The sequence below is a fragment of the Kitasatospora sp. NPDC001119 genome (assembly GCF_053598475.1).
Genome location: NZ_JBSFKI010000026.1, coordinates 1 through 19,038, shown reverse-complemented (window position 1 = coordinate 19,038; position 19,038 = coordinate 1). Strand labels below are relative to the sequence as shown.

General features: G+C 73.4%; 18 protein-coding genes and 1 pseudogene. 13 read left to right on the top strand and 6 right to left on the bottom strand.

Annotated elements, in window-relative coordinates:
- Positions 1-40 precede the first annotated feature (40 nt).
- Both ACWDD9_RS28875 and ACWDD9_RS28870 read left to right on the top strand, forming a co-directional pair.
- The gene (locus ACWDD9_RS28875) at positions 41-1,228 is read left to right on the top strand and encodes an alkaline phosphatase family protein (protein WP_049653320.1); all 1,188 of its coding nucleotides are present in this window, start codon (positions 41-43) and stop codon (positions 1,226-1,228) included.
- 61 nt (positions 1,229-1,289) lie between these two features.
- Positions 1,290-1,946, top strand: a complete 657-nt coding sequence (locus tag ACWDD9_RS28870) for a thymidine kinase (RefSeq protein WP_049653322.1) — start codon at positions 1,290-1,292, stop codon at positions 1,944-1,946.
- A gap of 11 nt (positions 1,947-1,957) precedes the next feature.
- Here ACWDD9_RS28870 and ACWDD9_RS28865 read toward each other — a convergent pair whose 3' ends face one another.
- Positions 1,958-2,701: a VOC family protein gene (locus ACWDD9_RS28865; protein ID WP_310593192.1), complete on the bottom strand. Its 744-nt coding sequence runs from the start codon at positions 2,699-2,701 to the stop codon at positions 1,958-1,960.
- Positions 2,702-2,952: 251 nt separating this feature from the next.
- Here ACWDD9_RS28865 and ACWDD9_RS28860 point away from each other — a divergent pair, with 251 nt between their 5' ends.
- Positions 2,953-3,831 carry a sulfurtransferase gene (locus ACWDD9_RS28860; protein WP_449813177.1) on the top strand — a complete coding sequence of 293 codons (879 nt, stop codon included), beginning with the start codon at positions 2,953-2,955 and terminating at the stop codon, positions 3,829-3,831.
- A gap of 55 nt (positions 3,832-3,886) precedes the next feature.
- Here ACWDD9_RS28860 and sepH read toward each other — a convergent pair whose 3' ends face one another.
- Positions 3,887-4,969, bottom strand: a complete 1,083-nt coding sequence (gene sepH, locus ACWDD9_RS28855) for a septation protein SepH (protein WP_074005654.1) — start codon at positions 4,967-4,969, stop codon at positions 3,887-3,889.
- Positions 4,970-5,486: 517 nt separating this feature from the next.
- Between sepH and ACWDD9_RS28850 the strand changes: the two genes are divergently transcribed.
- Complete coding sequence (locus ACWDD9_RS28850; protein ID WP_449813176.1) at positions 5,487-6,368, top strand: hypothetical protein; 882 nt, start codon at positions 5,487-5,489, stop codon at positions 6,366-6,368.
- On the opposite strand, the gene ACWDD9_RS28845 is transcribed toward ACWDD9_RS28850, so the two are convergent.
- Positions 6,365-7,687 carry a D-arabinono-1,4-lactone oxidase gene (locus ACWDD9_RS28845; protein WP_449813175.1) on the bottom strand — a complete coding sequence of 441 codons (1,323 nt, stop codon included), beginning with the start codon at positions 7,685-7,687 and terminating at the stop codon, positions 6,365-6,367. The two genes, ACWDD9_RS28850 and ACWDD9_RS28845, sit on opposite strands and share 4 nt — an antisense overlap.
- 104 nt (positions 7,688-7,791) lie before the next feature.
- Entirely contained in the window at positions 7,792-9,060 is a 1,269-nt protein-coding gene (locus tag ACWDD9_RS28840) for an MFS transporter (protein ID WP_449813174.1), read from the bottom strand.
- A gap of 131 nt (positions 9,061-9,191) precedes the next feature.
- Here ACWDD9_RS28840 and ACWDD9_RS28835 point away from each other — a divergent pair, with 131 nt between their 5' ends.
- Positions 9,192-10,334 (top strand): ferrochelatase, encoded by a 1,143-nt coding sequence (locus ACWDD9_RS28835; RefSeq protein ID WP_449813173.1) that lies wholly within the window; start codon positions 9,192-9,194, stop codon positions 10,332-10,334.
- 105 nt (positions 10,335-10,439) lie between these two features.
- The gene (locus ACWDD9_RS28830) at positions 10,440-11,258 is read left to right on the top strand and encodes an inositol monophosphatase family protein (RefSeq protein ID WP_079272792.1); all 819 of its coding nucleotides are present in this window, start codon (positions 10,440-10,442) and stop codon (positions 11,256-11,258) included.
- 189 nt (positions 11,259-11,447) lie between these two features.
- On the opposite strand, the gene ACWDD9_RS28825 is transcribed toward ACWDD9_RS28830, so the two are convergent.
- Positions 11,448-11,633: a hypothetical protein gene (locus ACWDD9_RS28825; RefSeq protein WP_030057688.1), complete on the bottom strand. Its 186-nt coding sequence runs from the start codon at positions 11,631-11,633 to the stop codon at positions 11,448-11,450.
- Between the two features lie 444 nt (positions 11,634-12,077).
- Between ACWDD9_RS28825 and ACWDD9_RS28820 the strand changes: the two genes are divergently transcribed.
- From ACWDD9_RS28820 to ACWDD9_RS28805, 4 genes are all read left to right on the top strand, one after another.
- Positions 12,078-12,731 (top strand): response regulator transcription factor, encoded by a 654-nt coding sequence (locus ACWDD9_RS28820; RefSeq protein WP_049657097.1) that lies wholly within the window; start codon positions 12,078-12,080, stop codon positions 12,729-12,731.
- Between the two features lie 73 nt (positions 12,732-12,804).
- Complete coding sequence (locus ACWDD9_RS28815) at positions 12,805-14,103, top strand: sensor histidine kinase (RefSeq protein WP_074005649.1); 1,299 nt, start codon at positions 12,805-12,807, stop codon at positions 14,101-14,103.
- A 229-nt stretch (positions 14,104-14,332) separates the two neighbouring features.
- The gene (locus ACWDD9_RS28810) at positions 14,333-15,316 is read left to right on the top strand and encodes an acyl-ACP desaturase (protein ID WP_049657095.1); all 984 of its coding nucleotides are present in this window, start codon (positions 14,333-14,335) and stop codon (positions 15,314-15,316) included.
- A gap of 472 nt (positions 15,317-15,788) precedes the next feature.
- Positions 15,789-16,088, top strand: coding sequence for a DUF4193 domain-containing protein (locus tag ACWDD9_RS28805; RefSeq protein ID WP_030285479.1), 300 nt, complete (start codon positions 15,789-15,791; stop codon positions 16,086-16,088).
- A 268-nt stretch (positions 16,089-16,356) separates the two neighbouring features.
- Here the strand turns inward: ACWDD9_RS28805 and ACWDD9_RS28800 are convergent, their stop codons facing one another.
- Positions 16,357-16,806, bottom strand: coding sequence for a DUF3093 domain-containing protein (locus ACWDD9_RS28800; RefSeq protein ID WP_049657093.1), 450 nt, complete (start codon positions 16,804-16,806; stop codon positions 16,357-16,359).
- Between the two features lie 134 nt (positions 16,807-16,940).
- Here ACWDD9_RS28800 and ACWDD9_RS28795 point away from each other — a divergent pair, with 134 nt between their 5' ends.
- The 3 genes and pseudogenes from ACWDD9_RS28795 (at position 16,941) to ACWDD9_RS28785 (ending at position 18,856) form a co-directional block, all read left to right on the top strand.
- A complete protein-coding gene (locus ACWDD9_RS28795; RefSeq protein WP_049657100.1) occupies positions 16,941-17,519 on the top strand; it encodes a PaaI family thioesterase in 579 nt (192 codons plus the stop codon).
- A pseudogene (dut, locus tag ACWDD9_RS28790) lies at positions 17,516-18,050 on the top strand (dUTP diphosphatase). The gene ACWDD9_RS28795 and the pseudogene dut overlap by 4 nt, the downstream one beginning before the upstream one ends.
- 2 nt (positions 18,051-18,052) lie before the next feature.
- Entirely contained in the window at positions 18,053-18,856 is an 804-nt protein-coding gene (locus tag ACWDD9_RS28785) for a DUF3710 domain-containing protein (RefSeq protein WP_049657098.1), read from the top strand.
- Positions 18,857-19,038 lie beyond the last annotated feature (182 nt).

Sequence of the window (19,038 nt, the reverse complement as noted above, 5' to 3'; positions counted from 1 at the left end):
CGCCGCTTCCGACCGACCGCACCGCTACGAATCCGGTTCCATGTCCTTCGTTCCTGCCGACGGCTACGACGCCTTCGAGATCCTTGACCCGGCCACGGCCCCCGCGCCCCCGTACGGCAGTGGTTCGCTGTGCGACCTGCTGCCCTCGGTGGCGGCGGGGCTGGGCGTCCCCGGGTTCACCGCGACGCTCCCGATCGCCCCGGCGGACCGGGTGGTGGTGTTCCTGGTGGACGGCCTGGGCTGGGAGCTGCTGCTGCGCCACCCCGAGTACGCGCCGTTCCTGTCCTCGCTGGCCGGGAGCTCGATGGGGGGCAGCGGCCGTCCGCTGACCGCGGGCTTCCCGTCCACCACGGCGACCTCGCTGGCCTCGGTCGGCACCGGTACGCCGCCGGGCCTGCACGGCCTGGCCGGGTACACGGTGGCGGTGCCGGGCGCCGGCTACCTGATGAACCAGCTGCGCTGGCAGCCGCCGACCGAGCCGCACGCCTGGCAGCCGTACCCGACGGTCTTCGAGCGCACCCACCAGGCCGGGGTGGCGACCGCGCAGGTCTCCTCCCCGCTGTTCGCCCAGACCCCGCTGACCAGGGTGGCGCTGTCCGGCGGCACCTTCCTCGGCCGCACCACGGGCGAGGAGCGGATGGACCTGGCGGCCTCCTGGCTGGCCGAGCACGACCGGGCGCTGGTGTACACCTATGTCAGCGAGCTGGACGGCGCGGGCCACCGCTTCGGCGTGGACTCGGACGAGTGGCGGATGACGCTGGACGCGGTGGACCGGCTGGCCCGCCGGCTGGCCGCGCAGCTGCCGCCGCGTTCGGCGATGTACGTGACGGCCGACCACGGCATGATCGACATCGCCCCGGAGGACCGGATCGACTTCGACGAGGACTGGGAGCTGGGCGCCGGCGTCGCCCTGCTCGGCGGCGAGGGCCGGGCCCGGCACGTGTACGCGGTGCCGGGGGCCGCGGCCGACGTGCACGCGGTCTGGAGCGAGGTGCTGGGCGACCGGATGTGGGTGGCCACCCGGGACCAGGCGATCGCGGCGGGCTGGTTCGGTCCGGCCGTGGACGAGCGGGTGTACGCGCGGATCGGCGACGTGGTCGCCGCGGCGCGCGACGACATCGCGATCACCGCCTCCCGCAACGAGCCCGGCGAGTCCGCGATGATCGGTCTGCACGGTTCGATGACCCCGGTCGAGCAGTTCGTGCCGCTGCTCGAAGTCCGCGGCTGAGCCGCTCGATCGACTCTTCTGCGCCCGAATTCCCTTGATGTGAAAGGCCCTTGCTCCACCCATGGCTGAACTGGTGTTCTTCTCGGGCACGATGGACTGCGGCAAGTCGACGCTGGCGCTGCAGATGGACCACAACCACACGGCGCGCGGCCGGCAGGGCGTGATCCTCACCCGCAACGACCGGGCGGGCGCGGCGACGATCTCCAGCCGGCTGGGCCTGCGCGCCGACGCGGTCGAGGTGACGGACGACTTCGACTTCCACGCGCACGTGGTGCACCGGCTGTCGGCCGGCGGCCGGGTGGACTACCTGATCTGCGACGAGGCCCAGTTCTTCGCCGCCGAGCAGGTCGACCAGCTGGCCCGGGTGGTGGACGAACTGGACATCGACGTCTACACCTTCGGGATCACCACCGACTTCCGCACCCGGCTGTTCCCGGGCTCGCAGCGGCTGATCGAGCTGGCCGACCGGGTGGAGGTGCTCCAGGTCGAGGCGCTCTGCTGGTGCGGTGCGCGGGCCACCCACAACGCCCGGACGGTCGGCGGGGTGATGGTGGTCGAGGGCGCCCAGGTGGTGGTCGGCGACATCTCGGTGGACCGGGACGAGGTCGGCTACGAGGTGCTGTGCCGCCGCCACCACCGCCGCCGGCTGACCGCCGCGACGGCGCACGCCTCGGTGCTCTCCCCGGACGTGCTGCCCTTCGAGGAGCAGCAGGCCTGAGAGCCGGGGCCCTAGGGAAGCACCTCCAGGACGGAGAAGTGCCCGCCCTGCGGGTCGGCCAGCCGGGCGGCGCGGCCGCGGGCGGTGTCGTGCGGTTCGACCAGGACCCGGCCGCCGAGTCCGAGGGTGTGCCGGGCGGTCAGTTCGGCGTCGCGGACCACGAAGTGGGTGCGCCAGCGCGGCGGGTGGCCGCGCAGCTCGGCGCGGTGCCGGATGCCGGCGACCGGCCGGCCGTCCACCAGCAGCGCGGTCTCCTCCGGGCCGGAGCGGACCGGGCGGTCGAGGACGGTGGAGTAGAAGCCGGCGGCGCCCTCCGCGTCGGGGGTGAGCAGTTCGGCCCAGGCCGGGGCGCCCGGTTCGCGGCCGGCCTCCCGGCCGAGGTGCTCCTCGCCCTGCCAGAGGCCGAAGACCGCGCCGGAGACGTCGGCGGCGATGGCCATCCGCCCGGCGCGCTCGGCCTGGAGCGGCCCGACGGCGACGGTTCCGCCGCACTCGCGGACCAGTTGGGCGGTGCGGTCGGCGTCGTCCACGGCGAAGTAGGTGGTCCACTGCACCGGGAAGCCGGTGGCGGTGGAGACGCCGAGGCCGGCCACCGGTGCCCCGTCGAGCTCGGCCCGGACGTAGTCGCCGAGCTGGCCGGGCCCGGGCGTGTACGTCCAGCCGAGCAGGGCGCCGTAGAAGGCGCGGGCGCCGGGCAGGTCGTCGGTCAGCAGGCTGACCCAGCAGGGCGTGCCCTGGGCCAGTCGGAGTTCCACCGCGGGCAATGCGGGCCTCCTCGTGGGTGGTTGGCGCACGGAAATCCTCGCGCGCGAGGGTGATGCTTCCACCCTGGCGGGCGCCCAACCCTCGGGCCGCGCGGAAAGTCCGGCAAAGACCCCACAAAGAGCGACGGGTCGGGCGTGTCCCGCGGATTCCCGCCGGATTCGCGTCGGATTCCGTCGGGTCCGGGGGCGGCGGGAATCCCGATCACCCGCCGCCGGGGCGGCGCTGCGCGACAATGGCCGCCATGACCACCACCTACAACGACGGTTCCCCGCTGATCTCCGCGGCCGGGCTGCGGGAGGCGCTGGCCTCCGCGCTGCCGCCGGTGCTGCTGGACGTGCGCTACCAGCTGGTCGGTGCCGCGCCGGGCGGCCCGACCGCGGCCGAGGAGTACCGGGCCGGCCACCTGCCCGGCGCCCACTTCGTGGAGCTGGACCGGGACCTGGCGGCCCCGCCCGGCGCCCCCGGCCGGGGCGGGCGCCACCCGCTGCCGGACCCGGAGGAGTTCGGCGCGGCGATGCGCCGCTTCGGGGTGAGCGCGGGGCGCCCGGTCGTGGTGTACGACGGCGCGGCCTCGATGGCGGCGGCCCGGGCCTGGTGGCTGCTGCGCTGGGCCGGGCACCGGGACGTCCGGGTGCTGGACGGCGGCTTCGCGGCCTGGCAGGCGGCCGGGCTGTCGGTGACGGCCGAGCTGCCGGAGCCCGGCGAGGGCGACTTCAAGCCGGTGCCGGGGCAGCTGCCGACGGTGGACGGGGACGGCGCCGCGGTCTGGGCCCGCCGCGGCCTGCTACTGGACGCCCGGTCCGGGGAGCGCTACCGGGGCGAGACCGAGCCGGTGGACCCGCGGGCCGGGCACATCCCGGGCGCGGTCTCGGCGCCGACGGCCGACAACGTGGGCCCGGACGGCCGGTTCCGGCCATCCGCCGAGCTGGCCGCCCGGTTCCGTGGGCTGGGCGCGGGGGAGCGGGAGACGGCGGTGTACTGCGGTTCGGGCGTGACGGCGGCGCACCAGGTCCTGGCGCTGGAGGTGGCGGGCCTGCCGGCCGCGCTGTACCCGGGCTCGTGGAGCGAGTGGTCGAGCGACGGGGCGCGTCCGGTGGCGGTCACCGACCAGCCGGGCTGATTCCCCGGGCATGCCGAAGGGGCGGGAGGCCGGGCCTCCCGCCCCTTCGGCGTCGTTACTCCTGCTTCTTGCGCCGGCTGCCGAAGACGATCTCGTCCCAGCTGGGCACGGTGGCCCGGCGACCGGGCCGGACGCCGTCCGCCTCGGCCTGCCGGTCGGTGGTGCCGACCAGGCGCTCGCGGTGCGGGGCGACGGCGCGCGGCATCAGGATGTCGGCGTAGGCCGAGCCCGCGCCGACCGCCGGGGCGGCGGCCGCAGCGGCCGACTCCTCGGTCTCCTCGGCGACCTCGGCGGGCACCGGCTCGATCGGGGCGGGGGCGCCGACGGCGAGGTCGCCGCGGAAGGCGGGGACCACGTCGAGCAGGCTGGTCAGCGAGTCCCGGGCGTCGGCGGTGGCCTCCCGCGACTCGCGGACCTCGCGGGACGACATGATGCGGTCGGCCGAGGGCCGGTCGATCATCGGGCGGGGCGGCCGGTCCTGGGGGAGCCGGGCGATCCGCGGGATGAACGGGAAGACCGACTCCTCCTCGCGCTCGACGTTCTCGCCGATCAGCGCGCGGGCCTCGTCGTCGTTGGGCTGGACCAGGCGCCGGGGCGGGTCGTACGTCCAGGAGGCACTGCGGCCCTCGCCGTCGGCCCGGTAGGAGAGGATGACCTCCCAGGTGCCGTCGTCGCGCCGCCAGGAGTCCCAGCGCTCGGTCTCCTTCTCGGCGCCGCGCAGCGCGAGCCGCTCGGCGACGGCCTCGCCGAGCTGCGGGCCGGGGGACTCGCCGTTGCGGCGGATGGCGGTCTTGCGGGCGCGCTCGGCCATGAAGGCGCGCTCGGCGAGCACCGGGCCCTCGAAGCGGCGGACGCGGTCGACGGAGATCCCGGCGGCCTGGGCGACCTCCTCCGCGGAGGCACCGGCTCGTATCCGCGCCTGGATGTCCCGGGGGCGGAGGTGGCTCTCGACCTCGATCTCGATCTGGCCGAGGCGCGGCCGGTCGCCACGGATGGCGGCGCGCAGCCGTTCGTCGATGGGAAGGGTGTACTCCGTGCTGTCGGCAGCCTTGAGCACCAGCCGTGTGCCGTCGTTGCTGACGGCCACAACCCGCAGTTCGGGCACGGTTACCTCCCGGGTGGTGCCTGCCGACGTCACCTGCGTCGCTGCTCCCGTACTGAGTGTGGCCTGCCCACTCGCGACTGGCCACAACCTTGCTGAGTTCCCCGGCGTGTCGGGCTTACGCCCGCGCACGCCGCTGTGGCACGGTTGCCTTTTTGCCACGCCATCGGTTGACGTCGCGCCTGGGTGTCCCGGCCGTCCTCGCACGCGCAGTGAACGCGACGATCCGGGACGGGCGTCGCCGTGCGTGCCCGGTCCGTGTCTCCTTGTCAAGCTGCCGGTGGGGGCGCAGTCGACAAGTCGACCCAAGGCTCGGGCTTTACGAACAGTACTCCATTCGTGGCATCCACAGGGGCGGCTCGCCGCTCAAGTCTCCCGCGATTCACGGGAATCTCAAGAGCGTGCTCCCCCGATGGCGGACCACCGCCGGACGGACGGTGATCATCTTCACACAATCCGGGCGCCGAGAACCGCATTTTCGTCCCTTGTGTCCTTCTTTGGGCAAGATGGAGAGCCTTGTACGAAGAACAGTCGTAGGGACCGAGGGATGTTGATGCCGGAGCGGAGCCCCGCCGAGGAGGGCGGCAAGGCCAAGGAGGAGCGCAGGCGCATCGATCTGAGTGTGGCTCAGGTCGCGGCGAGTGCGCTGGCCACGGTGGTGGGTGCGCTGCTGGCCTCCGAACTGGGGGTGTACGGCACGATCCTGGGCGCCGCCGTGGTGAGCATCGGGGCCACCACCGGCGGCGCGGTGTTCCAGCACATCTTCAAGCGGACCGGCGAGCAGCTGCGCGAGGCGGTGGACCGGGGGCCGAACCAGGCCGCCAACACCCTGCGCCAGGTGCCGGTCGAGTCCGAGCTGCCGCAGACGCGGGTGCAGCCGCCGGTGATCACCTCGGAGTGGAACGAGCCGCAGGTGGTCCGGGCGCGTCGCCGGTGGGGCTGGAAGACGTACGCGGCGGTGTCCGGGTTGGTCTTCGTGCTGGCGATGACGCCGATCGTGGTGTTCGAACTGGCCACCGGGCAGCCGGTGTCGGCGACGGTCAAGGGCGAGTCCGGCAACGGCACGTCCTTCGGCGGCTCGGTGGCGCCCAAGCCTTCCCGGCAACAGGACGCCCCGCCGGAGCGGCCGTCCCCGGGCGGGAACGGGAAGCACGGGCAGGACAACGCGCCCTCCGGTGGCGCCTCCGCCCCGTCGACCACCCGGCCGAGCCGGGAGCCGGTCGACACGCCGAGCACCGGCGCGGGAACGGGCTCACCCTCGGCCGGCCCGAGCGCGACCCCGTCGGCCGGCGCCTCCCCGTCGGCGGGCGGCGGGAAGCCCACCGGCGGAGCGACCCCGCAGCCGACGGCGCCGAACAGCGCCCCGGCGAACGAACCGGCGAAGGCGCCGGTGGCCCCGCCGCCGGCCGACGGGAACAACGCGGCGACGCCCTAGTCGCCCAGCACCCGGCGCAGGTAGTCGTTGCCGAACAGCCTCCGCGGGTCGACCTCGTCGCGCAGTGCGGTGAAGTCGCCGAAGTGCGGGTAGACGCCGGCCAGGTAGGCGGCGTCGCGGGTGTGCAGCTTGCCCCAGTGCGGCCGTCCCTGATGGGCGGTCATCAGCTGTTCCACGCCGGTGAAGTAGCCCTGGTCGGCGGTGCCCCGGTAGAGGTGGACGGCGATGTAGGCGCTGTCCCGGCCGGAGGCGGTGGAGAGCCAGAGGTCGTCGGCGGGGGCGAAGCGCACCTCGACCGGGAAGCCGACCTTCCAGTCGGAGCGCTCGACCAGGGACTTCAGCTCGCGCAGCACCTCGCCGACGGCCGCGCGCGGCACCGCGTACTCCATCTCCACGAAGCGGACCTTGCGCGGGCTGGTGAACACCTTGTACGCGGTGTCGGTGAAGCTGCGCTCGGACCAGGCCCGGCTGGCCAGCGAGGCGATCGAGGGGATCGAGCCGGGGAAGCGCCGGCCGACCCGGCAGGCCGCCTCCCAGACGGTGTTGGAGAGGAAGTCGTCCTCCAGCCACTCCTTGAACCGGGGCAGCGGGGCGGCCGGGCCCTGGCTGCGGTTGTTGCGCTTGGTGGAGCAGCGGTCGGTGTGCGGGAACCAGTAGAACTCGAAGTGCTCGTTGACGGCGGTGAGGTCGTCCAGGCGCTCCAGCACCTCGTCGAAGCCCATCGGCTGCTCGTGCGCGGTGAGCAGGAAGGCCGGTTCGACGCCGAAGGTGAGCGCGGTGATCACGCCGAGGGCGCCGAGGCCGAGCCGGGCGCCCTGGAAGAGCCGGGGGTTCTCGGTGGGGGAGCAGTGCCGGACGGTGCCGTCGGCGAGGACGATCTCCAGTGCGCGGATCTGGGCGGCCAGCGAGCCGGAGTCGCGGCCGGTGCCGTGGGTGCCGGTGCTGGTGGCGCCGGCCACGGTCTGGACCTCGATGTCGCCCATGTTGGTCAGCGAGAGGCCCTCGGCGGCGAGGACGCGGTTGAGCCGGTGCAGCGGGAGGCCGGACTCGACGGTGATGGTGCCGGCCTCGCGGTCGATCTCGCGGACGGCGGTGAGCGCGTGCGGGCGGATCTGGACGCCGTCGTCGGCGGAGGCGATCGAGGTGAAGGAGTGGCCGGATCCGACGGCCTTGACGGTGCGGCCCTGTTCGGCGGCCCGCCGGATCTCCCTGGCCAGCTCCTCCACGGTGCCGGGGGCGGCGGCCCGGGCGGGCCGGGCGCTCTGGTTGCCGGCCCAGTTGGTCCACCGGGTGGGGGTCGCGGTACTGGCCTGGGGCATTGCGCTGCCTCCTGCTCCGTGGCCGAACGGGTTCGGCGCGGGTCCGGGGCGGCGCAGCCGCCCTACCCATGGGTAGCCCCGTGGGTAGGGCGAGGCTAGTCAGTTCACCGTTCGGCGTCTACGGTCCGTCCGGCCCCTTCGGCGGCCGTCCCGGCGCCGGCTTCGGCGGTCAGGCCGGCGCGCAGCCGGCCGAGGCCGGCGAGGGCGGCGACCACTCCGAGCAGGCCGGCGGCCAGCGGCACCCAGTAGCCCGCGGCGGCGCCGGAGGCGTCGATCACCCAGCCGCCGGCCGAGGAGCCGGCCGCGACGCCGAGGGCCAGGCCGGTGGTGGTCCAGGTCATGCCCTCGGTCAGCTGGGCGGCCGGGACGAGCCGCTCGACCAGGGCCATCGCGGTGATCAGGGTGGGGGAGATGGCGATGCCGGCGACCAGCAGCGCGGCTCCGACCACGACCAGCCCGCCGATGCCGTGCACCGCATGGGCGACCAGCAGCAGCGGCACCATGCTGACGGCCATGAACAGGACGCCGACGAGGAAGCGGACCGCCATCGAGCCGGTGAGCTTGAGGGTGCCGAAGACGACCCCGGCCAGGCAGGACCCGAGCGCCCACAGGGCGAGGATCACGCTGGAGATCGACTTGTGGCCCTGGGCCTCGGCGTAGGCGACGGTGACCACCTCGACCGAGCCGAAGATCGCGCCGGTGGCGACGAAGGTCAGGATCAGCGTCTGGAGGCCGCGGTTGAGGATGACCGAGCCGCCCTCCTGCCGGGCGGCCGGATGGATCGGCGGCTCGGTGGAGCGCTGCCCGGCGAACAGCAGGACGCCGACGGCGAGGAAGATCCCGGCGAGCAGCACGCCGGCCTCGGGGAAGACGGAGGTGGCCAGGCCGATGGAGAGGATCGGGCCGACGATGAAGCAGACCTCGTCGACCACGGCCTCGAAGGAGTAGGCGGTGTGCAGCTTGCCGGTGTCCTCGCGGTAGAGGTGGGCCCAGCGGGCGCGGACCATCGCGCCGGTGCTCGGCATCACGCCCATGCCGGCGGCGAAGACGAACAGCGTCCAGTCCGGGGCCTCCAGCCGGGCGCAGAGCAGCAGGCCGGTGACGGCGACGATGGTGAGCGCCATGGCGGGGACGATGATCCTGCGCTGGCCGTGCCGGTCCACCAGCCGGGAGACCTGCGGGCCGAGGATCGCGGCGGAGACCGCGAGGCAGGCCGAGACCAGGCCGGCGACCCCGTAGGAGCCCCGGAGCTGGGACAGCATGGTCACGATGCCGATCCCGGTCATGGAGATCGGCAGTCGGGAGACGAAGCCGGTGGTGGAGAAGGCCAGAGTGCCGGGGGAGGCGAATATCTGGCGGTAGCTGGACAGCACGGGAGCTCCGGGCGGGGGAGTAAGGAACAAGGCTGGCAAACACAGCTTACGTACGTTGGCAAACGGTATTTTCCGGGCACTCGCGCGGCCCCGGCGACGGTGCCCGGTCCCTCAGTGGCAGGATCGGTTCCATGTCCGACGCGCGCAAACCCTCCCCGTCCGGCGCCGCCCCGTACGACGCCTTGCTGCTGCTGTCCTTCGGCGGGCCCGAGGGCCCCGAGGACGTCGTCCCGTTCCTGGAGAACGTCACCCGCGGCCGCGGCATCCCCAAGGAGCGGCTGAAGGAGGTGGGCAAGCACTACTTCATGTTCGGCGGGGTCAGCCCGATCAACGGGCAGAACCGCGAGCTGCTCGCCGCGCTGCGCGAGGACTTCGCCGAGCACGGGCTGGACCTCCCGGTCTACTGGGGCAACCGGAACTGGGCGCCCTACCTGGTCGACACCCTGCGGGAGCTGGCCGCCGACGGGCACCGCCGGATCGCCGTGCTCGCCACCAGCGCGTACGCCGGCTACTCGGGCTGCCGCCAGTACCGGGAGAACCTGGCCGACGCGCTGGCCGCGCTCGCCGAGGAGGGCGGGCCCGCCCTGCGGGTCGACAAGCTGCGGCACTTCTACAACCACCCGGGCTTCGTCGAGCCGATGGTCGACGCCGCCCTGGCCGCCCTGGAGGAGCTGCCCGAGGCCGTCCGCGCCGGCGCCCGGCTGGCGTTCACCACCCACTCCATCCCGCACTCCATGGCCGAGTCCTCCGGCGCCCCGGACGACCCGGCCCGCGGCGAGCCCGGCGGCGCGTACGTCGCCCAGCACCTGGACGTGGCCCGGCTGATCGCCGCCGCGCTGGCCGAGCGCACCGGCGTGGCCGACCGGCCGTGGGAGCTGGTCTACCAGAGCCGCAGCGGGGCCCCGCACATCCCGTGGCTGGAACCCGACATCTGCGACCACCTGGAGGCCCAGCACGCCGACGGCGCGCCCGCCGTGGTGATGGTCCCGATCGGCTTCGTCTCCGACCACATGGAGGTCAAGTACGACCTCGACACCGAGGCCGTCGCCAAGGCCGTGGAGATCGGCCTGCCGGTCTCCCGCGCCGCCACCGTCGGCGCCGACCCCCGGTTCACCGCCGCCGTGCGCGAGCTCGTCCTAGAGCGCGCCGCCACCGAGCGCGGCGAGCCGGTGACCCGCTGCGCCCTGGGCGCCCTCGGCCCCAGCCACGACGTGTGCGCGGTGGCCTGCTGCCCCAACCCGCGGGCCCCGCGCCCGGCCGTCGCCGAGCGCTGACCGCCCGTCCCGCCCGTCCCGCCCGTCCCGCCCGTCCCGCCCGCTCCACCCGTCCCGCCAGTCCTGCCCGTCCCGCTCGTCCCGTCGCCCCGGAGGAGAACCCCCGTGCCCACCCCCGCCCTGCCCGACGACGGCCTCCTCGACGACCTGCTGGAGGTCGCCCTGGACGCGGCCCGGCAGGCCGGCGCCCTGCTGCGCGACGGCCGCCCGGCCGACCTCGGCGTGGCCGGTACCAAGAGCAGCCCGGTCGACGTGGTCACCGAGATGGACCTCGCCTCCGAGAAGCTCGTCCTGGAGCTGATCACCGACCGCCGCCCCGAGGACGGCTACCTGGGCGAGGAGGGCGCCGAGCGGCCGGGCACCAGCGGGGTCCGCTGGGTCGTGGACCCGCTCGACGGAACGGTCAACTACCTTTACGGGCTGCCCTCCTGGGCGGTCAGCGTGGCCGCCGAGGTGGACGGCCGGGCGGTCGTCGGCGTGGTGTACGCGCCGGCCCGCGGCGAGCTGTTCCACGCCGTCCTGGGCCGCGGCGCCCGCCTCGACGGCCGCCCGCTCTCGGCCCGCCCGGCCCCGCCCTGGGGCCAGGCGCTGATCGCCACCGGCTTCAACTACGTCCAGCCGGTGCGGGTCCGGCAGGCCGAGGTGCTGCTGGCGCTGATGCCGGAGGTGCGGGACATCCGCCGGGGCGGGGCGGCCGCGGTGGACCTGTGCGACGTCGCCGCCGGGCGGCTGGACGGCTACTACGAGCGCGGCCTGGCCCCCTGGGACCGGGCGGCCGGCTGCCTGATCGCCACCGAGGCCGGCGCCCTGGTCGGCGGCCGGCCCGGGCACGGGCCGGACGGCGAGCTGACCGTGGCCGCCGCTCCGGGCGTGTACCAGCCGCTGCAGGAGCGGCTGGCCGCGCTGCGCGCCTGGGCGGACTGACCGGTTCCGCCGTCCCGCCGCCGGAACCCCGGCGGCGGGACGGCCCGGACGTGCGACGGGCCCGGGTGCGAAGGCCCCGGACATGCGAAGAGCCCTGACATACGGGGGATGCCAGGGCCTGGGTTTCGCACGGCCCCCGTAGGGCCGCTGGTGCCGGAGGTCCGGCGACGGGTCGGTGTGCCGGACGGGTCAGGCAGCGGTGCGGTGGCGCTCCAGCACCGTGTCCACGCCGTGCTCGGCGGCGAGTCGGCGGAGGTCGTCCAGCTCGGACTGCTCCACCTCGGCGAGGAACTCGTCCCCGGCCTCGATCGCGCGGTGCAGGTCCTGCTCGGCGTTGGCTATGCGCTGCAGGATTCCGGCCTTGAAGGCGTCCATACGGGCCCCCTTACTGTGTCGGACGTGCACGGTCGTGCGCTCTCCGCCCCGGGGAAGGTCCAGCCGGTGAAAGCACCCAGGCCGGAAGGTGGTGGCAGTCCGGACGGGTGCGGAGACGGCCCTTCGGCCGCTCCCGGTGATGTCCCAGCCCCAGGGCCGGCGCGGATGAACGCACGGCGGGTGGGTGCGATCGGCCGTCAGCCAGATCGCGGGTGTGCAGCTGTCCTCCCCGCCCCCAGGGCGGGGAAACCTTTCGGCGCGAGAAAGTTGCCCGTGTCACAGTCCAAGCGGAGTGGTGCGGATGCGAACAGTGACCGCCGCGGACCCGGGTTCCGTGCCCGAGGGGCAGCTTATCGCTGCTTTACCGCCCGACCAGGCAGGATGGAGGCACCGTCGGAGCCGTGCGTCCGCTTCCGGGGCCGGCCTGGAGAAGGGACAACGACCGTGCGGGTTCTCGTCGTCGAGGACGAGCAGCTGCTTGCAGAGGCCGTCGCGACCGGTCTGCGCCGCGAGGCGATGGCCGTCGACGTTGTGTACGACGGGGAGGCCGCGCTCCAGCGCATCGCGGTCAACGACTACGACGTCGTCGTCCTGGACCGCGATCTTCCGCTGGTCCACGGGGACGACGTCTGCCGCAAGGTGGTCGAGCAGGGCCTGGCCACCCGGGTGATCATGCTGACCGCCTCCGGCGACATCAGCGACCGGGTCGAGGGCCTGGAGATCGGCGCGGACGACTACCTTCCGAAGCCGTTCGCCTTCAGCGAACTCGTCGCCCGGGTAAGGGCGCTGGGTCGCCGCGCGACCATCCCGCTGCCCCCGGTACTGGAGCGGGCCGGCATCTCGGTCGACCCCGGCCGGCGCGAGGTGATCCGCGACGGGCGCACCGTCCAGCTCGCCCCCAAGGAGTTCGCCGTCCTGGAGGTGCTGATGCGGGCCGGCGGTGCCGTCGTCTCCGCCGAGCAGCTCCTGGAGAAGGCCTGGGACGAGCACACCGACCCGTTCACCAACGTCGTGCGCGTCACCGTGATGACGCTGCGCCGCAAGCTCGGGGACCCGCCGGTGATCGTCACCGTGCCGGGCTCCGGCTACCGGATCTGACGACCGGAGTCCGCCCACCCCGAGACTCCCCGCCGTAAGCGCCCGCCCCGGCGGACGCCCCGAGAGGACCATCATGACCACCCCGCCCCCGGCCGGCGGGGCCTCCGGCGCGCCCGCCGGCGGCCCGCGTGCCGTCCCGCCGAAGCCCCTGACCCCGCCGCGCGTCCACCGCCCCGGGCCCTATGTCCCCGGCGACGGCATGCTCGCCTGGTTCCCCTTCCGCCCCACCATCCGGATGCGCCTCACCCTGCTCTACGGCGGGATGTTCCTGATGGCCGGCGTGGTGCTGCTGCTGCTGATGTACGTGTTCTTCCAGGACGCCGTCTCGTACCTGGCACCCCGCAACCTGGTCTTCGACGGCAGCATCCAGGTCACCGGCCCGGACGGCGTCCACTCCACGATGAACAGCACGAGCTACAACCAGTTGCAGGCCGCCGACTTCCTGGCGCGCTCCGACTCCGCGCTCAACACCCTGCTGCGCAAGTCGCTGACCATGCTGCTCTGCCTCGCCGTGATCGCCTTCGCCGCGGGCTACGCGATGGCCGGCCGGGTCCTGCGCCCGCTCGGCCGGATCACCCGCACCGCCCGCGACGTGGCCTCCTCCGACCTGCACCGCCGGATCGAGCTGGACGGCCCGGACGACGAGCTCAAGGAGCTCGCCGACACCTTCGACGGCATGCTGGACCGGCTGGACCGCTCCTTCGACTCCCAGCGCCGCTTCGTCGCCAACGCCTCGCACGAGCTGCGCACCCCGCTGGCGATCAACCGCACCCTGCTGGAGGTCCAGCTCTCCGACCCGGCGACCTCCTCCGACCTCCAGCAGCTGGGGAGGACCCTGCTGGCCACCAACGAGCGCAGCGAGCAGCTCGTCGAGGGCCTGCTGCTGCTCGCCCGCAGCGAGAACGAGCTGACCGACCGGCGCCCGGTGGAGCTGTCCGAGGTGGCCACCCGGGCGCTGGAGCAGACCCGGGGCGAGGCCGACAAGCGCGAGGTCGAGCTGCGTTCGAAGCTCGATCCGGCGATGGCCGCCGGCAACGGCGTGCTGCTGGAGCGGCTCGCGCTCAACCTGCTGCAGAACGCCGTCCGGTACAACACCCCGGGCGGCTGGGTCGAGCTGGCCACCACCGCGGTGCCCGGCGGCGGCGAGCTGGTGGTCTCCAACACCGGCCCGGTGGTGCCCGGGTACGAGCTGGAGCACATCTTCGAGCCGTTCCGCCGGGTCAAGGGCGCCGACCGCACCCGCAGCGACAAGGGGGTCGGGCTCGGCCTGTCCATCGTCCGCTCGGTGGTGCGCGCCCACGGCGGCACCATCGAGGCCACGCCGCGCGCCGGCGGCGGCCTCACCATGAGGGTCCGCATCCCCTCGCCGTAAGGGTCGAACGCCCCTTCCGCGGGCGACCGTTTCCAGCCGCCCCCGCCAGGCCCGTCAAGACGACATAAGGCCTGGCGGGGGCGGCTTGTCTTTTCCGGCCCGAGCAACTTACGGTGTCGTAACCTACGCAACCGTAGGTGAGTCCGTCGGCGCCCCGCCGACGGGTCCACGACGTGTCCCCGTCCAGCGCGCCCGTCCCAGCGCGTGCCGTCCCCTCAGGAGCACCACCGTGACCATCGCCCCTGTGCAGAGCAGCTCCCCGCTCGTCGCGAGCGGCTGGACCGACGCGCGGCTGATCCTCGCCCTCGAAGAGGTCGTCGAGAAGGAGCTCAACCGCCACCTGGGCGTGGCGAAGGAGTGGATGCCGCACGAGTTCGTCCCGTGGAGCCAGGGCCGCGACTTCGACGGCGTGCTGGGCGGCGAGGCCTGGTCGCTGGAGCACTCCAAGGTGACCCCGGTCGGCCGGGTGTCGCTGGTGGTCAACCTGCTGACCGAGGACAACCTGCCCAGCTACCACCACGAGATCGCGACCATGTTCGGCCGCGAGGGCGCCTGGGGCACCTGGGTGCACCGCTGGACGGCCGAGGAGGGCCGGCACGGAATAGCCATTCGCGACTACCTGCTCGCCACCCGCGCGGTCGACCCGGTGGAGCTGGAGCGGGCTCGGATGAGCCACATGTCGGAGGGCTTCGAGTCCGACAACGCGCACAGCATGCTGCACTCCGTCGCGTACGTGGCCTTCCAGGAGCTCGCCACCCGCATCGCGCACCGCAACACCGGCAGGTACGCCGGCGACCCGCTGTGCGAGCAGCTGCTGGCGAAGATCGCCAACGACGAGAACCTGCACATGGTCTTCTACCGGAACCTGCTGAAGGCCGCCCTGGAGATCGCCCCGGACCAGGCCATGCGGGCCGTCGCCGACGTGGTCACCGACTTCCGGATGCCCGGCCACGGCATCCCCGGCTTCGAGCGCGCCGCCGCGCAGATCGCCCTCGGCGGGGTGTACAACCTGCGCATCCACCACGACGACGTGCTCCAGCCGGTGCTGCGCCACCTCAAGGTGATGGAGATCGGCGGGCTCGGCCCGGAGGGCCTGCTGGCGCAGAACGAGCTGGGCGTCTTCCTCGACGGGCTGGACGGCCAGGCCCGGAAGTTCGAGGAGCGCCAGGCCGCCCTGCTGGCACGCCGGGAGGCCCGGAGGAACGCCGGCTGAGATGCTGGACCGAGCGGTCGGAGTGGGTGGATTTCCCGCGGTTTGCCCTGGATGATTCTGAACGTGACCAAGCTCACACCGTGTCGCTCCACGATTCCGGGCAACCCCGGAGAGTGATCACCTGATCAGGGGTGTCGATCGCCGTCCGTGACCGGATTCCGGTCGCCGGTCGGTCCGCGGAATCGGTCGGCATCCCTGATGGACAAGGGATTCCCCAGACATCCACACCGATTGTGCTCACTGTGCGTGGTCGGTTTACCGGGTCCCCGGAAGGCTGGTGATGGCCCAGCGTGAGGCCTTCCACAGCCCTGGGGATCACCCCGATGGAGCCCGGGCTGAGTGTCGATTGAGTAACAGGGCTTGAAGTAAGGCAAAATCTCCGCCTCGGGTCGGGCACAAGACCGACCCCCCATGCGTTACGTGCGCTGGAGATACCGCACACACCGCACAACCCGGAGGGGGAGAGCGAAAAATGGCAACCGACTACGACACCCCACGCAAGACCGACGACGAGCTCAACGAAGACAGCATCGAGGAGCTCAAGGCTCGGCGGAACGACAAGGGCGGCAGCTCTGTCGACGTCGACGAGTTCGACGCCGCCGAGGGCATGGAGCTCCCCGGTGCCGACCTCTCGAACGAGGAGCTCGCCGTCCGTGTCCTGCCGAAGCAGGCGGACGAGTTCACCTGCATGAGCTGCTTCCTCGTGCACCACCGCAGCCAGCTCTACAGCGAGAAGAACGGCAACCCGATCTGCCGGGACTGCGGCGCCTGAGCACCGCGGCGGACAGGACCCGGTGCCCGCGGCTGCGCCCGCGGGACCGGTACACCGCTCCTTCCGGCCCCGGGCAGCGGGGCCGGACGGCAGGTCCGGGCATCGTCCGTCTGGACGGGCCCGGGAGGACGGAGTCGGCCGGTCGACCGGTCAGGACAAAGTCGTAGGGACGGTCCCGCAGCAGCGGAACCGTCCCTCTCCGTTTGTCCGGCCTCTTCCGTCCGGCTCGTGTCCGGGCCCGACCGCCTCGCGGCCGGCCCGGTCCGCCTCAGGTGCGGGCGCCGCGCCGGGCGTCCTCCAGCGCCTCCGCCAGCTTCATCGGCGAGCGGGTCGACAGGTAGAGGTACGGCGTCGGGTCGGTCGGATCGGTCACCTCGACCCGCAGCGCCGTCGGGACGTAGCTGCGCAGCAGCATGAAGGCGCGCGGATCGGCCTTCCGGCCGCGCCAGGCCGCCGCCTCGGCGGGGCTCAGCGCCTGCGCGTCGCCGAGCGCGTCCACCGGGATCCGGGCCGGGCCGGCCACCAGGGAGCCCTGGACCACGCGGATGCGGGCCGAGCCGTAGCTGCTGATCGCGACCGCGCCGGCGGCGATGCCGACCACCAGTCCGATCAGCGCGGCCGGACCGCTGACCCGGATCAGGATCAGCGCGAACGTGAGGCCCAGCGCGATCGGGAGCAGCCACCAGGAGCGCGGCACCGTGAGGCGTTCGTCGTACATGCCTCCATTGTGGTCGCCCTGACGTCCGGCCCGGGACGCCACCCCCACCGGAGGCCCGCTACCCCTGGGTAGGCTGGGGCCCCGTGACCGGTACGACAGCCCCCAGCACCCCCACCGACCGGCCGGCGCCCGCCATACCGCCGTCCCCGACCACCCCGCCGCCGGACGCCGTCCTGCCGGAGCGCCACCCCCAGGCGCCCGCCCCCGGCACCCGGCTCGGCTCCCACTACGAGCACTGCTTCGGCTGCGGCCCGCAGCACCCCGGCGGCCTGCGGATCGACGCGGTCGCCGGCGAGGGACTCGACGTCACCGCCGAGTTCGCCGTCCGCGACGCCCACCAGGGCGGCCCCGGCCTGGCCCACGGCGGGCTGCTGACCACCGCCATGGACGAGACCCTCGGCACGCTCAACTGGCTGCTGCACGCCCCCGCCGTGACCGGCCGGCTGGAGACCGACTTCCTCAGCCCGGTGCCCGTCGACTCGGTGCTGCACCTGCGCGCCTGGATCACCGGCGTGCACGGCCGCAAGATCTACAGCGCCGCCGAGGCGCGGATCGGCGGACCGGACGGGCCGGTCGCCGTCCGGTCCCAGGCCCTCTTCATCCAGGTAAAGCTGGAACACTTCACCACGCACGGTCGTCCCGAGGACATCGAGAAGGTCCTCGACGACCCGGATCTGATGAAGCGCGCACGAGCCTTTGAGGTGAACCCTTGAGCGACACCCCCCGCCCGCAGCTGGACGTCCTGATCAAGCGCATCGACCCCGAGCTGCCGCTGCCCGCCTACGCGCAGCCCGGGGACGCCGGTGCCGACCTGCGCACCACCGTCGACGCGGAGCTGGCCCCCGGCGAGCGGGTCATGCTGCCCACCGGCATCGCCATCGCCCTGCCGGACGGCTACGCGGCCTTCGTCCACCCCCGGTCGGGCCTGGCAGCTCGTTGCGGTGTTGCCCTCGTGAACGCCCCGGGGACGGTCGATGCCGGGTACCGTGGAGAGATCAAGGTGATCGTCGTCAATCTGGACCCGCGCGAGGGGGTCAGCTTCCGCCGAGGGGACCGAATCGCCCAGCTGGTGATCCAGCAGGTCGAGAAGGCCCGTTTCCACGAGGTGGAGGAGCTGCCTGGGTCGGCACGCGCCGAGGGCGGGTTCGGGTCGACCGGCGGCCATGCCGCGGTCTAGCATGCCCGCGGCCTCGCAGGAAGCCGAGCAGGCATTCGCATCGGTCTTGGACCGGGAAGGGCAGTGACCGTGTTCCGTCGTCGCCAGAAGAGCGAGGACGCTGTCGAGCAGCTCGCCGACGACGCCATCAGCGCCGACGAGACGGCCGATGACGTCGAAGGTTCCGCCGAGAGCGAGAACGTGACCGAGCTGGACCCGGCCGACAGGGTCGGCCTGCCGCCGGCCCCCCGGCCGGACGGTCCGTGGGACCACTCCGAGCTGGAGAACCCCGAGGAGGGGCGCGTCGACCTCGGGGGTCTGCTGGTCCCCGGCGTCGAGGGCATGGAGCTGCGCGTCGAGGTCGCCGGTGACGCGATCGTGGCGGCAACCCTTGTGCTCGGAAACAGCGCCATCCAGCTCCAGGCCTTCGCGGCCCCGAAGTCGGAGGGCATCTGGGGGGAGGTCCGGGAGGAGATCGCCAACGGCATCACCTCGCAGGGCGGCCTCATCGAGGAGGAGGAGGGCCCGCTCGGCTGGCACCTCCGCGCCCGGGTCCCCGTGCAGCTGCCGGACGGCACTCAGGGCGTGCAGCTGGTGCGGTTCGTCGGCTGCGACGGTCCGCGCTGGTTCCTGCGCGGCGTGATCTCGGGCCAGGCCGCCGTGCAGCCGGAGATGGCCGGGATCCTGGAGCAGGTCTTCCGGCAGACGGTCGTCGTGCGCGGCGAGTCCCCGATGGCTCCCCGCGACCCGATCGTCCTGAAGCTTCCCGAGGACGCCCAGATGGTCGCCGACGGTGGCGGGGCGACCGCCGCCGCCGGTGAGGGCGAGAACCGCTTCGGCGGTACCGCGCTCGACCCGTTCGCGCGCGGCCCGGAGATCACCGAGGTTCGCTGACCCGGCTCGGGCCGGCTTCGGCCGGCCCTGATCGGCACTGATCGCCCCTGCCCGGGAGCCCGGGCAGGGGCGATTTGCATGTGACGTGCCGGTGCCCGTACAGTTCCGGAGTCGCCGCGGGAGACCGGGGCGGCAAAGCGGAAAGTGAATCCGATGAATGAAACTCCGGAAAACGGAGCGGA

Bases quoted from the DNA above. Each gene is read 5' to 3' on its own strand.
- ACWDD9_RS28875 (WP_049653320.1), top strand. From the start codon at position 41: ATGTCCTTCGTTCCTGCCGACGGCTACGACGCCTTCGAGATCCTTGAC.
- ACWDD9_RS28870 (WP_049653322.1), top strand. From the start codon at position 1,290: ATGGCTGAACTGGTGTTCTTCTCGGGCACGATGGACTGCGGCAAGTCG.
- ACWDD9_RS28860 (WP_449813177.1), top strand. From the start codon at position 2,953: ATGACCACCACCTACAACGACGGTTCCCCGCTGATCTCCGCGGCCGGG.
- ACWDD9_RS28850 (WP_449813176.1), top strand. From the start codon at position 5,487: ATGCCGGAGCGGAGCCCCGCCGAGGAGGGCGGCAAGGCCAAGGAGGAG.
- ACWDD9_RS28845 (WP_449813175.1), bottom strand. From the start codon at position 7,687: ATGCCCCAGGCCAGTACCGCGACCCCCACCCGGTGGACCAACTGGGCC.
- ACWDD9_RS28835 (WP_449813173.1), top strand. From the start codon at position 9,192: ATGTCCGACGCGCGCAAACCCTCCCCGTCCGGCGCCGCCCCGTACGAC.
- ACWDD9_RS28825 (WP_030057688.1), bottom strand. From the start codon at position 11,633: ATGGACGCCTTCAAGGCCGGAATCCTGCAGCGCATAGCCAACGCCGAG.
- ACWDD9_RS28815 (WP_074005649.1), top strand. From the start codon at position 12,805: ATGACCACCCCGCCCCCGGCCGGCGGGGCCTCCGGCGCGCCCGCCGGC.
- ACWDD9_RS28805 (WP_030285479.1), top strand. From the start codon at position 15,789: ATGGCAACCGACTACGACACCCCACGCAAGACCGACGACGAGCTCAAC.
- ACWDD9_RS28800 (WP_049657093.1), bottom strand. From the start codon at position 16,806: ATGTACGACGAACGCCTCACGGTGCCGCGCTCCTGGTGGCTGCTCCCG.